12 protein-coding genes are annotated in these 12283 nt (G+C 74.2%); 10 read left to right on the top strand and 2 right to left on the bottom strand.

Annotated features, from left to right (window positions below):
• The first annotated feature begins 40 nt into the window (after positions 1–40).
• Entirely contained in the window at positions 41–757 is a 717-nt protein-coding gene (locus tag MY526_RS22505; RefSeq protein WP_436695035.1) for a hypothetical protein, read from the top strand.
• A gap of 12 nt (positions 758–769) precedes the next feature.
• Here MY526_RS22505 and MY526_RS22500 read toward each other — a convergent pair whose 3' ends face one another.
• Entirely contained in the window at positions 770–1189 is a 420-nt protein-coding gene (locus MY526_RS22500) for a hypothetical protein (RefSeq protein WP_436695033.1), read from the bottom strand.
• Positions 1182–1547 carry a hypothetical protein gene (locus MY526_RS22495; RefSeq protein ID WP_436695031.1) on the bottom strand — a complete coding sequence of 122 codons (366 nt, stop codon included), beginning with the start codon at positions 1545–1547 and terminating at the stop codon, positions 1182–1184. The genes MY526_RS22500 and MY526_RS22495 overlap by 8 nt, the downstream gene beginning before the upstream one ends.
• Positions 1548–1681: 134 nt before the next feature.
• Between MY526_RS22495 and MY526_RS22490 the strand changes: the two genes are divergently transcribed.
• The 9 genes from MY526_RS22490 to MY526_RS22450 form a co-directional block, all read left to right on the top strand.
• Positions 1682–2512 (top strand): PaaX family transcriptional regulator, encoded by an 831-nt coding sequence (locus tag MY526_RS22490; protein WP_436695029.1) that lies wholly within the window; start codon positions 1682–1684, stop codon positions 2510–2512.
• A 221-nt stretch (positions 2513–2733) separates the two neighbouring features.
• Positions 2734–4515, top strand: coding sequence for an N-acetylglutaminylglutamine amidotransferase (locus MY526_RS22485; RefSeq protein WP_436695028.1), 1782 nt, complete (start codon positions 2734–2736; stop codon positions 4513–4515).
• A gap of 10 nt (positions 4516–4525) precedes the next feature.
• Complete coding sequence (gene ngg, locus MY526_RS22480; RefSeq protein ID WP_436695026.1) at positions 4526–6280, top strand: N-acetylglutaminylglutamine synthetase; 1755 nt, start codon at positions 4526–4528, stop codon at positions 6278–6280.
• A gap of 82 nt (positions 6281–6362) precedes the next feature.
• Positions 6363–6740 carry a fluoride efflux transporter CrcB gene (gene crcB / locus MY526_RS22475; protein WP_436705120.1) on the top strand — a complete coding sequence of 126 codons (378 nt, stop codon included), beginning with the start codon at positions 6363–6365 and terminating at the stop codon, positions 6738–6740.
• A complete protein-coding gene (locus MY526_RS22470; protein WP_436695022.1) occupies positions 6737–7138 on the top strand; it encodes a fluoride efflux transporter FluC in 402 nt (133 codons plus the stop codon). The genes crcB and MY526_RS22470 overlap by 4 nt, the downstream gene beginning before the upstream one ends.
• Before the next feature lie 48 nt (positions 7139–7186).
• Positions 7187–8602 carry an alpha,alpha-trehalose-phosphate synthase (UDP-forming) gene (locus MY526_RS22465; protein WP_436705119.1) on the top strand — a complete coding sequence of 472 codons (1416 nt, stop codon included), beginning with the start codon at positions 7187–7189 and terminating at the stop codon, positions 8600–8602.
• Positions 8599–9342 carry a trehalose-phosphatase gene (gene otsB, locus MY526_RS22460; protein ID WP_436705118.1) on the top strand — a complete coding sequence of 248 codons (744 nt, stop codon included), beginning with the start codon at positions 8599–8601 and terminating at the stop codon, positions 9340–9342. The genes MY526_RS22465 and otsB overlap by 4 nt, the downstream gene beginning before the upstream one ends.
• Positions 9343–9548: 206 nt before the next feature.
• Positions 9549–11156 carry a methyl-accepting chemotaxis protein gene (locus MY526_RS22455; protein ID WP_436705117.1) on the top strand — a complete coding sequence of 536 codons (1608 nt, stop codon included), beginning with the start codon at positions 9549–9551 and terminating at the stop codon, positions 11154–11156.
• A 247-nt stretch (positions 11157–11403) separates the two neighbouring features.
• A partial coding sequence (locus tag MY526_RS22450) for a HAMP domain-containing protein (RefSeq protein WP_436705116.1) occupies positions 11404–12283 on the top strand: 880 nt, incomplete at its 3' end.

Here is a 12283-nt window from a genome sequence, read left to right as displayed (position 1 = left end):
CCACGCAGGACGTGGTGCGCCACGGAGGGAGACGATCGCCATGGGACTGCTCGACCGGCTCTTCGGCCGCCGCCGCTCCGGCTACGACGACGGGCACGCGCGCACGTACGGCGACTACGAGGCCCCTCCCCCGCCACCCCAGCCCGCGCGTTCGGAGGACCAGCAGGCGGTCGAGCGCTACCGGTACCTGCTGCGCACCGCGCCGCCCGACCAGATCGAGGCGGCGCACGCCGAGGCGTTCAGCAAGCTCACCCCGCAGCAGCGCCAGGAGGTGCTGGTGCAGCTGGCCGCCGCGGTGCCCTCGGGCGAGCGGCCGCGGTCGGACGACCCGCGCAGCCTGGCCCGGGCCGCCACCCGGGCCGAGGTGCGCCAGCCGGGCACGCTCGAGCGCGCGTTCGGCGGCGGGTACGGCGGCGGGTACGGCCGGGGCGGGTACGGCGGCGGCTTCGGCGGCGGGTACGGGCCGAGCTTCGGCAGCATGATGGGCGCCAGCCTGCTGGGCACCGTCGGCGGCCTCGTGGTCGGGACGGCGGTGGCCGACGCCCTGTTCGACACCGGCATCGGCGACGGCGGGCTCTTCGGCGGAGGGGACGAGGAGGCCTACGCCGAGGGCTACCAGGACGGCGCCGGGGCCGACGGCGACCACGGCGGGGACCCCGGGGGCGACTTCGCCGGCGGCGCCGACAGCGGCTGGGGCGACTCCGGCGGGGACGTCGGCGGCGACTTCGGTGGCGACTTCGGCGGCGGCGAGTTCTGACCCCGCCGGACGCTACCGAGGCAGTGCGCGGGCCCGGCGGAGCCAGAGCAGGCCGACCACCGGCAGCACCAGCGGGATGAACAGGTAGCCGCGCCCGTAGGCCGACCACACCGTCTCGTCGGGGAAGGCCGCCGCGTCCAGCAGCGACAGCGTGCCCACCACGAGCACGCCGGCGAGCTCGATCGAGATGGCGACCAGCGCCGTCCGCCGTCCGCCGCGGGCCAGCGCGACGGTCGCGACGAGGTAGACCACCGCGGCCAGCGCGGACAGCAGGTAGGCGACCGGGGCCTCGTCGAAGCGGGTGGACAGCTGCACCGCCGCCCGTGCACCCGCGGCCAGGGCGAAGACGCCGTAGACGGCGACCAGCACCCGACCGGGCCCGCCCGCGGTGGCGCCGCCGGCCGCCCGCTCGCCCTGCACCGGCTCAGCCACCCGTCGCCTCCCACAGCTGCAGCAACCGCCAGATCATGACCCCCACCGCGCCGGCCGCCACGGCCAGTACCGTGCCGGCCCAGCGGGTCGGTTCCGACCGCGCCCACAGTGCCCCGGCGACCGGCAGCAGCACGATGCCACCCAGGTAGCCGAGGAAGGTCGGGGTGTCGGCCGGCTGCTCCCCGCGCACCAGGAGGACGACGGCGAGCACGGCCTGCACCAGCAGCAACGCCTCCAGCAGCGCCGTCCCCCACAGGTGCAGCAGGCCGATCCGCCGCCGGGCCAGCGTCGAGGCGAGGCCGGCGAGGGCCACCAGCGCCGCGACCACGGTCACGGCGACCACCAGCGCGGAACTCACCAGGGGGACCCCGGGGCAGCGAGCACTGGCACGGGTGCCATCCTCCCGCGTAGGGGGAACGTCCCGGGCACCGCCCTCGGCCGGGACGGACACCACGGGGCGCGTCCAACACCGGGCGCGCCGAAAGGACCTCGATGACCGTCCGCGAGCTCGTCGTCGACCTCTTCGCCGAGCACCTCGACGCCGTGACCGACCAGCCGGTACGGCTGCGGTCGCTGGTGACCCTGCTGGAGACCCTCGGAGTGGCCGAGCCGACCACGCGGATGGCGACCGCGGCGCTGCGGCGGGTGGGCTGGCTGAGCGCCTTCCGCCGGGGCCGGGAGACGCTCTACACCCCCACCGAGGAGCTCCGTTCCGCCGTCCGGGTGCGGTGGGCCCGCCTCGACGAGCGGCTGGCGCCGTGGGACGGCCGGTGGCGCATGGTCATCTACACCGTCCCGGAGACCGACCGGGCGGTGCGGGAGCGGGTGCGCCGGACGCTGACCCGGCACGGCTTCGGGCCGCTGGCCCCGGCGACGTGGCTCTCGCCGCACCGGGTCGCGCTCGACGGCGTCCGCACCGAGCTGGCCGGCGAGCAGATCAGCCGGCTGGACCTGCTCACCGCGCAGCTGACCCCCGAGACCGGCGGGTCGGACGCCGCCCTCGCCGCCCGGTGCTGGGACCTGCACGGGGTGGCCGCGGCCTACCGCCAGGAGATCGAGCGGATGAGGGCCGTCCTCGCCGGCCCCGAGCCGGACGGCGCCGCGGCGCTGGTGACCCACCTGCGGGCGCTGGCCCGGGTGCGGCGGGTGTCCAACGGCGACCCGATCCTGCCCGACGCGCTGCGCCCGCCGGGCTGGCCGGGCGTCGAGCTCCGGGACGCCTGGATGGAGTTCTGCGCGGTCCTGGCCGGCCCGGCGCGCCGCTACGTGGCCGACGTCCTGGCGCGGCCGGTGCAGCGCACGACGGCGGACCTGCCCGGTTGACAGGGGCGCCCGGCTGCGGGAGCGACGGCCGGCCGGTCGCGCTGCACCACGGCTGAGGCGCGGTGGCCCCTGGTCAGCGCAGGGGCAGAACTGGCCACTTCTGCCCGCAGGGGTCCCACGATCGCCCGCCCCGTTCCACGTGGAACGGGGCGTGTGTCCGGCGTGTGACGTTCCGCCGACCGCCTGGCGGGTCCCCGTGCCGAGGGGGTTGGATCGAACTCATGTGCGGCCTCTCCGGCGAGATCAGGTTCGACGGCTCCCTGGCCGACACCACTGCCGTGGCGCGGATGGTGGAGGCCCTGGTCCCCCGTGGCCCGGACGGCCAGGGGACGTGGAGCAACGGCCGGGTGGCCTTCGGGCACCGCCGGCTGTCGGTGATCGACCTGTCCAGCTGCGGCTCCCAGCCGATGGTCGACAACGAGCTGGGCCTCACCGCGGTCTTCAACGGCTGCATCTACGACTACCAGGAGCTGCGCGCCGAGCTCGAGGGGCACGGCTACCGGTTCTTCTCGCACAGCGACACCGAGGTGATCCTCAAGGGCTACCACCACTGGGGCGCCGACGTCGTCTCGCACCTGCACGGCATGTTCGCCTTCGTCATCCACGAGCGCGACACCGGCCGGATCGTGATGGCCCGGGACCGGCTGGGCATCAAGCCGCTCTACCTGAGCGAGACGCCGGGACGGCTGCGGTTCGCCTCGACGCTGCCCGCGCTGCTCCGGGCCGGCGACGTCGACACCTCCATCGACCCGGTGGCGCTGCACCACTACCTCACCTGGCACGCCGTCGTCCCGGCGCCGCGGACGATCCTCAGCGGCGTCCGCAAGCTGCCGCCGGCCACCCTGCGGGTGGTGGAGGCCGACGGGACCAGCCGCGAGCACCGCTACTGGAACGCCACCTACGAGCGCCGTCCCGAGCACGCGTCCTGGTCCGCGCGGGACTGGGAGGACGCGATCGAGGAGGCGCTGCGGGTCGCCGTCCGCCGGCGGCTGGTCGCCGACATCCCGGTCGGCGTGCTGCTCTCCGGCGGGCTGGACTCCAGCCTGATCGTCGGCCTGCTCGCCGAGGAGGGCCAGACCGGGCTGGCCACCTACTCGATCGGCTTCGAGGCCGTCGGGGGGCGCGAGGGTGACGAGTTCCAGTACTCCGACGTCATCGCCGAGCGGTTCGCCACCGACCACCACCGCATCCGGGTGGCCTCCGACGAGCTGGCGGCCGCCCTGGGACACGCGATCGGCGCGATGGCCGAGCCGATGGTCAGCCACGACGTCGTCGCCTTCGACCTGCTGTCGGAGCGGGTGTCGCAGACGATCCGGGTGGTCCAGTCGGGGCAGGGCGCCGACGAGGTCTTCGCCGGCTACCACTGGTACCCGCCGCTGGCCGAGGTGGGCCGCGAGGAGGCCGTCGAGCGCTACGCCGCCGCCTTCTTCGACCGGGACGCCGCCGACATGGCGAGGCTGGTCGCCGACCGGTACGCGGTGGACGGCGACCCGAGCCTGGAGTTCGTCCGGCAGCACATGTCCATGGCGGGCGCGCAGACCGCGGTGGACGCGGCGCTCCGCCTCGACAGTGAGGTCATGCTGGTCGACGACCCGGTGAAGCGGGTGGACAACATGTCCATGGCGTGGGGCCTGGAGGCCCGCGTCCCGTTCCTCGACCACGACCTCGTCGAGCTGGCCGCGATGTGTCCCCCGGAGCTCAAGCTGGCCGACGGCGGCAAGGGCGTGCTCAAGGCGATCGGCCGGCGGATCATCCCGCCGGAGGTCATCGACCGGCCCAAGGGCTACTTCCCGGTGCCGGCGATCACCCACCTCGAGGGCAAGGTCCTCGACCTGGTGCGCGACGCCCTGTCCAACGAGGCCGCCCGGGAGCGGGGGCTGTTCCGCCCCGAGTACGTCGACGGCCTGCTCGCCGACCCGAACGGCGAGCTCACCCCGCTGCGCGGCAACAAGCTCTGGCAGCTCGGCCTGCTCGAGCTCTGGCTGCAGACGCACGGGGTGTGAGCGGGCTGTGATGTCCCGGCTCGCCGGGCACCGTCGCCGGACGGCGGTCGCCGCCACGCCGTCGTTCACCAGCCGCTCGTGGCAGCAGCCCTCGGAGCACCAGCTCCGGGGCATGGCGACCGACGTCGTCCTCGACCTCGGCTGGGGCCGGCTCGTCTTCGGCCAGACGTTCGCCGACCTGCGCGGGATCGTCGACGCGCTGCGCGCTGAGGAGGGCGGCCGCCGGGACATCTGCATCTACCCGCGGGACCCGCACGTGCTGGTCGGGTTGGCGCCGGACGAGCTGTTCATCGACCCCAGCTACACCTACCGGCTGGACCTGCACCGCTACCGGCCGCGGCCCGAGCCGATCCGCGGTGTCTTCGTGCGCACGGTGACCTCGCTGGCCGAGATGAGGGCGATCAACGAGATCTACGCCCGCAACGGCATGGTCACCGGCGACCCGGCCACCATGTGGGCCAACCACCGGACCCGCACCTTCACCTACCTGGTCGCCGAGGACCGGCGCACCGGGCGGATCGTCGGCACGGTCACCGGCGTCGACCACGTGCTCGCCTTCGACGACCTCGAGGGCGGCACCAGCCTGTGGTGCCTCGCCGTGCACGCCCAGGACGCCCCGCCCGGTACCGGCGAGGCGCTGGTCCGGGTGCTGGCCGAGCGCTACGTCGGCCGGGGCCGGTCGTACCTGGACCTCTCGGTCATGCACGACAACAGCGGCGCGATCGCGCTCTACCGCAAGCTCGGGTTCCAGCGGACGCCCGCGGTGTGCGTCAAGCGGAAGAACCCGATCAACAGCCCGCTGTTCGCCGCCCGCCCGCCCGGCCTGGACGAGCTCAACCCCTACGCGCGGCTCATCGCCGACGAGGCGCTGCGACGCGGGGTGCGCGTCGAGGTGACCGACGCCGAGTGGGGCGAGATGCGGCTGTCCCTCGGCGGCCGGACGGTGCTCACCCGCGAGTCGCTGTCGGAGTTCACCAGCGCGGTGGCGATGAGCCGCTGCGACGACAAGCGGGTCACCCGCCGGATCATGGAGCGGGCCGGCGTCCGGGTGCCCCGGGGGGCGGTGGCGGCGGAGGACGACCTCGACGACGCGCTGGCGCTGATGGCCGAGTGCGGCGAGGTGGTGGTGAAGCCCGCGCGGGGTGAGCAGGGCCGCGGCATCACGGTCGGTGTGACGTCGCCGGAGGCGCTGGAGCGGGCGGTCGGTGCGGCCCTGCAGTTCTGCCCCGACGTGCTGGTCGAGCAGCTGGTTGCCGGCGACGACCTGCGGGTGGTGGTGATCGACCACCAGGTGGTGGCCGCCGCGGTGCGCCGTCCGGCCGAGGTGGTCGGCGACGGCCGCAGCCCGGTCACCGACCTGGTGCGGTCCACCAGCCGCCGCCGGGAACGGGCCACCGGCGGGGAGTCGCGGATCCCGCTGGACGACACGACCGCCGAGGTGGTGGCCGAGTCCGGCTACGCGATGGACGACGTCCCCCCCAGCGGGGCGCGGATCCGTGTGCGGCGGACGGCGAACCTGCACACCGGCGGCACCATCGAGGACGTCACCGACCGGCTGCACCCGGACATCGCGCAGGCCGCCGTCCGGGCCAGCCGCGCCATCGGCATCCCGGTGACCGGCCTGGACTTCCTGGTGCCGGACGTCGAGGGCCCGGAGCACGTGTTCATCGAGGCCAACGAGCGGCCTGGGCTCGCCAACCACGAGCCGCAGCCGACCGCGGAGCGCTTCGTCGACCTGCTCTTCCCCGAGACCCGCCGCCGCTGAGCCTCCCCGCGGTATAGGAAGCTCTACCCACGTCCTCGAGCTCGTGACGTGGGGATAGCTTCCTATGCCTCGGGAGGACCGGGTGGCGTACCTGCTGGCCGCGGTGGGCGGCGTCCTCGGGGCGCTGGCCCGCTGGGGCGTGGCGACGGCGCTGCCCTCCTCCCCCGGCGGCTGGCCGTGGGCGACGCTGCTGGTCAACCTCACCGGCTGCCTGCTGCTGGGTGCGCTGCTCGCCGTCGTCACCGCCCGATCCCCCGAGCCGGCGTGGGTGCGGCCGCTGCTGGCCGTCGGCGTCCTCGGTGGCTACACCACCTACTCCGCCTTCGCCGTCGAGGTGGTCGAGCTCGCCGACGCCGGGGCGGCGGTGCGGGCCGCCGGCTACGTGCTCGCCTCGGTCGTCGGCGGCGTCCTCGCGGTCGTGGCGGGCGCGCGGGCGGTCCGAGCGGTGTCCGCCCGGTGACGCCGCTGCTGGTGGCCGCGGGTGCGCTGGCCGGCGCCCCGCTGCGGCTGCTGGTGACCCGTCTGGTCGCCCGCGGCGGCCGGGACCCCGCGCCGGGCACCCTGGTGGTCAACGTGGTCGGCAGCGCGGTGCTGGGCGTCGTCCTGGGGACGGCGGCCGCGCCCGGCTGGGTGGTCACCCTGGTCGGCACCGGCTTCTGCGGGACGCTGACGACCTTCTCCACGTTCGGCGCCGACGTCGTCCGGCTGGCCGAGTCCGGCGGTTCCGGCGGAAACCGCCGGTCGGGCGGCGGTCCCCGCGGGGACCGACGGCTCGGGCGGGCGCTGGTCTACACCGCCGCGAGCGTGGTGCTCGGGCTCGGCGCGGCCGCGGTGGCCTACCGGGTGGCCGCCGGATGAGGGTTCGGAACGCGGTCGGCGGCGGTGCTCAGTAGGGTCGGGGACGGTATGGCTGGGACATCGGCAGGACACGAGCGAGCGGACAGCCCCGTCGTCGTGGTGGCCAACCGGCTACCCGTCGACCAGGTGACCGACCCCGACGGCTCGACGCGCTGGCAGCGCAGCCCAGGAGGCCTGGTGACGGCGCTGGAGCCGTTCGTGGCCGGGCAGGGCGGCGCGTGGGTGGGCTGGTCGGGATCGGCCGGTGAGGCCCCCGAGCCGTTCGAGTCCGGCGGGATGTCGCTGATCCCGGTGGAGCTCTCCGAGGAGGAGGTCGACCGCTACTACGAGGGCATGTCGAACGCCTCGCTGTGGCCGCTGTACCACGACGTCGTCGAGAAGCCCGAGTACCACCGGACGTGGTGGGACACCTACGTCCAGGTCAACAAGCGCTTCGCCGACCGCGCGGCGGAGGTGGCGGCGCGCGACGCGATCGTCTGGGTGCACGACTACCAGCTGCAGCTGGTGCCGGCGATGCTCCGCCAGCGGCGGCCCGACCTCACCATCGGCTTCTTCCTCCACATCCCGTTCCCGCCCTACGAGCTGTTCACCCAGCTGCCGTGGCGCTCGGCGATCGTCGAGGGCCTGCTCGGCGCCGACCTGGTCGGCTTCCAGCGGCCCAGCGCCGCCACCAACTTCGTGCAGCTGGCCCGGCGGCTGCACGAGCTGCCCACCCGCGGCCCGACCATCGAGTACGACGGCCGGACGGTGACGGCGCGCGCGTTCCCGATCTCGATCGACGTGCAGGCCTTCGACGAGCTGGCCGGCTCCCCCGAGGTGCTCGCGCGGGCCAAGGAGGTCCGCGCCGAGCTGGGCAGCCCCGACAAGATCATCCTCGGCGTCGACCGGCTGGACTACACCAAGGGCATCGCCGTCCGGCTCTCGGCGTTCCAGGAGCTGCTCGAGGACGGCATCCTGGCGGCGCCCGACACCGTGATGGTGCAGGTGGCGACGCCGAGCCGGGAGCGGGTCGAGCACTACGTGCACATGCGCGAGACGATCGAGCAGCAGGTCGGCCACATCAACGGCATCTTCGGCGCGCTCGGCGGCCCGGCGGTGCACTACATCAACCAGTCGGTGCCGCGCGAGGAGCTCGCCGCCCTGTACCGCGCCGCCGACGTCATGCTCGTGACGCCGTACCGGGACGGCATGAACCTGGTGGCCAAGGAGTACGTGGCCGCCCGCGGCGACCTCGGCGGAGCCCTGGTGCTCTCGGAGTTCGCCGGCGCCGCGGCCGAGCTGCGGCAGGCGTACCTGGTCAACCCGCACGACATCACGGGGCTCAAGAACCAGTTGGTGCGGGCGTTGCGTCAGGAGCCGGACGAAGGCGCCAAGCGGATGCGGGCCATGCGCCGGCACCTCGCCAAGAACGACCTCGACCACTGGGCGACGTCGTTCATCGACGCGCTGCGTGCGCAGCAGTGACCGGGATCCCGGCTGACCTCGCGGCCGCGCTGCCCGGGCTGGCCGCCCGCCGGCCGCTGCTGGTCGCCAGCGACTACGACGGGGTGCTCGCCCCGCTCGTCGGCGAGCCGTCCGCCGCCGTCCTCTCCCCCGGCGCCGCCGAGGCCCTCGGCCGGGTCGCCGCCCGCGACGGCGTCGTGGTGGCACTGGTCAGCGGGCGCGGGGTCGCCGACCTGCAGGCGGTCAGCGGCCTCACCGGCCCGTACCGGTACGTCGGCAGCCACGGGGCCGAGTTCGACGGACCGCTCACCGGCGAGCTCGCCGCCCGCCGGGACGAGCTCGCCGACCGGCTCGCTCCGCTCGTGGCCTCTGTGCCGGGCGCGCTCCTGGAGGTCAAGCCGGCCAGCGTGGCAGTGCACGTCCGGCAGGTGACCGACCGCGCCGCGGCTGCCGGGCTGCTGGAGGAAGCGCACCGGGCGGCAGATCCGTCACTGACGTTGAAGCCGGGCAAGGAGGTGCTCGAGCTCGCGGTGACCGACGCCGACAAGGGCAGCGCGCTCCGCCGGCTGCGCGACGAGCTCGGCGCCGCCGCGGCCATCTACCTCGGCGACGACCTCACCGACGAGGACGCCTTCCGCGCGCTCCCCCACGACGACGTCACGGTCAAGGTCGGCGAGGGCGAGACGGCGGCCCGCTTCCGCCTCGCCGACACCGCCGCCGTCGTTCCCTTCCTCGACGAGCTGGCCCGCGCGCTCGCCTGACCCCCCTCCCCCGCCATCTCCTCCGGAATGGCGCGGGCCACGGGGCGTCGCATTGTCGGCGAAGTCGACATGACGCCGGTCCACCATTCGGTCAGCGCATTCTGGGGAACAATTCCGTAACCGTGTGTCGTGGGAACCGCACCACGCTTGGAATGGGTCCAACGATCGACCCGTTCGTCCTCCCCGGAAAATGCAGGAGACCTCCCGTGCCCAGCTCCCCCGCCACCGCTCCCCCGCCCCGCGGCTCGTCCTGGTTCGCCGACCGGCCCCTGGGGGTCAAGTTCGGCATCCTCGTCGGCGTCGTCGTCATGGCCTTCACGGGCCTGCTCGGGGCGGTGCTCATCGGCAACGCCACCGTCCGCCAGCTCAACGCCGAGATGGCCGCCCTCCAGCACGCCCAAGCCCTCGTCCTGCAGGTGGACACCCGAGCCAGCGAGCTCAAGGTCGACGGCTTCAAGTCGCTGGTTCGCGAGACGCCCGCCGAGCAGCTGACCGAGCTGGCCGACGACGTCGCCACGCCGGTGGCCCTGCTGGCGGAGCTCGACACGATCGAGCTGACCGGCGATGCCGCCTCGGCCGTCGCGGACCTGCAGGCGAGCTTCGACGACTACACCACCGCGATCACCGCGTTCGTCGACACCGCCGTCGCCGACCAGGCGGCGGCCCGGGTGAACTGGGAGCAGATCCAGGCGGCCAACGACCTCACCGACGGGGCGGTGGGAGCGGCCAAGGACTCGCTCGAGGCAGCGACCGACGAGGCCGAGGCCCGGCTGGCCGCGGCGATCGACACGACGCAGACCACCACGATCGTCGTCGCCGGCCTCGGGCTGGCGCTCATCCTCGCGATCAGCTGGCTGACGATGCGGTCGGTCACCCGGCCGGTGCGGCGGGTGCAGGTCGCGCTGGAGGCGCTGGCCACCGGCGACCTGACGGTCGCCAGCGGGGTGCAGTCCCGGGACGAGGTCGGCCGGATGGCCGCCGCCCTGGACGCCGCGCAGGAGGGTCTGCGGGCGGTGCTCACGGAGGTGGCCTCGTCGGCGACCGCGGTCGCGGCGTCGTCGGAGGAGCTGAGCGCCTCGTCGGCGCAGATCTCGGCGTCGGCGGAGGAGACCTCGGCCCAGTCCGGGGTGGTGGCCGGTGCCGCCGAGGAGGTGTCCCGCAGCGTGGAGACCGTCGCGGCGGGCGCGGAGCAGATGGGTGCGTCGATCCGGGAGATCGCCACGAACGCGGCCGAGGCGTCGGAGGTGGCCGCTCGCGCCGTGTCGGCGGCGGAGACGACGACGGCGACCGTGGCGAAGCTGGGGGAGTCCTCGGCCGAGATCGGCAACGTGGTGAAGGTGATCACCTCGATCGCCGAGCAGACCAACCTGCTGGCGCTGAACGCCACGATCGAGGCCGCCCGGGCCGGGGAGGCCGGCAAGGGCTTCGCGGTAGTGGCCAACGAGGTGAAGGAGCTGGCGCAGGAGACGGCGAAGGCGACCGAGGACATCGCCCGCCGGGTGCAGGCCATCCAGGGCGACACCACCGCCGCCGTGGCGGCCATCGACGAGATCAGCACGATCGTGGCGCAGATCAGCGACCGGCAGACCACCATCGCCTCCGCGGTGGAGGAGCAGACCGCGACCACCAACGAGATGTCCCGGTCGGTGCAGGAGGCGGCGAGCGGGTCCGGGCAGATCGCGGAGAACATCACCGGGGTGTCCGAGGCCGCCGGGGCCACCACCCAGGCGCTGACCCAGACCCGCACCGCGGTCGACGAGCTGTCCCGGATGGCCGCCGACCTGCGCACCAGCGTCGGCCGCTTCACCTACTGACGCCCACGGGCGGCGCGGGGCCGGACGGTCCCGCGCCGCCGTCGGAGGCCATTCTCCGCAAGTCGACAAAGAAACGGCAGGGAGGAGGTCGCCGACCTTTCTCGACCGCATGCCGCGACACGCCCACACCATTCGCGGTGGAGCCGTCCGGAATCGCACACGATGCCCGGGCACCACACGAGGAACACCATTCCGGTGACCTCGTGGCGGTGCCCCACTGTCATCCCGCGCATTCCAGGAGCACCCCATGAGAAGTTCTGCCGCGGTACACACTGCCCGCAGCGGCGGTTGGTTCGCCGATCGGCCGGTCGGCGTGAAGATCGGTGCGGCGCTCGCCGTGCTGGCCACGGTCGCCGTCGCCATGGCGGTGCTCGCCGTCAGCCGCATCTCCTCGCTCGAGGCGGCCGCCATGCGGATCAACGACAACGTCGTCACCCTCGCCGACCTGTCGAACATCCAGCGCTCGTGGCAGGGCGACCGGTCGCGCTACAACACCTACCCCCTCGCCGACCCGGCGACCCGGGCTGCCCTGCTGGCCGACCTGGCCGAGCGGCGCGAGACGGTCGACGGCCAGCTGGACGCCTACGCCGAGGTCACGGTCAACCGCGAGGCGTTCGAGGTCTTCCGGGGCCATGTGGAGGACTACTACGCCGTCGCCGAGGACCAGCTCGTCCCGGCCGCGAACGCCGGCGACCTCGCCACGGCCACGGCGCTCATCACCGGTCCGCTGCAGAACTCTTCCGACCTGCTCATGGACGAGTACAACGCCATGCAGGAGCGGCGGGTCGCGGCCGGGCAGAGCGACACAGACGACGCCGCGGCGATCGCCTCCTCGGCCACGCGCACGCTCTGGGCGGCCCTGGCCGCCGGCATCGCCCTCGCCGGCGGACTCACCCTGTTCGTCGTCGGCCGGATCGTCAGCACGGTCCGGTCCGTGCAGGCCTCGGTCGACGCGCTGGCCGCCGGTGACCTGACGGTGACGCCCGATGTGCGCGGCCGGGACGAGCTCGGCCGCATGGCTGCTGCGCTGGGCACGGCGCAGCAGAACCTGCGGGACGTGCTCTCGGCGGTGGCCGGGTCGGCGGATGCGGTGGCGGCGTCGTCGGAGGAGCTGAGTGCCTCGTCGG

Source organism: Geodermatophilus sp. CPCC 205761, from assembly GCF_051383655.1.
GTDB lineage: Bacteria > Actinomycetota > Actinomycetes > Mycobacteriales > Geodermatophilaceae > Geodermatophilus.
The sequence above is the reverse complement of the archived record's forward strand: the minus strand, read 5'-3'. Positions and strand labels throughout refer to the sequence as shown.

What these genes read in the sequence shown, in the direction of transcription:
- MY526_RS22505 (WP_436695035.1), top strand. Translation starts at nt 41, where the DNA reads ATGGGACTGCTCGACCGGCTCTTCGGCCGCCGCCGCTCCGGCTACGAC.
- MY526_RS22490 (WP_436695029.1), top strand. Translation starts at nt 1,682, where the DNA reads ATGACCGTCCGCGAGCTCGTCGTCGACCTCTTCGCCGAGCACCTCGAC.
- MY526_RS22485 (WP_436695028.1), top strand. Translation starts at nt 2,734, where the DNA reads ATGTGCGGCCTCTCCGGCGAGATCAGGTTCGACGGCTCCCTGGCCGAC.
- ngg (WP_436695026.1), top strand. Translation starts at nt 4,526, where the DNA reads ATGTCCCGGCTCGCCGGGCACCGTCGCCGGACGGCGGTCGCCGCCACG.
- MY526_RS22465 (WP_436705119.1), top strand. Translation starts at nt 7,187, where the DNA reads ATGGCTGGGACATCGGCAGGACACGAGCGAGCGGACAGCCCCGTCGTC.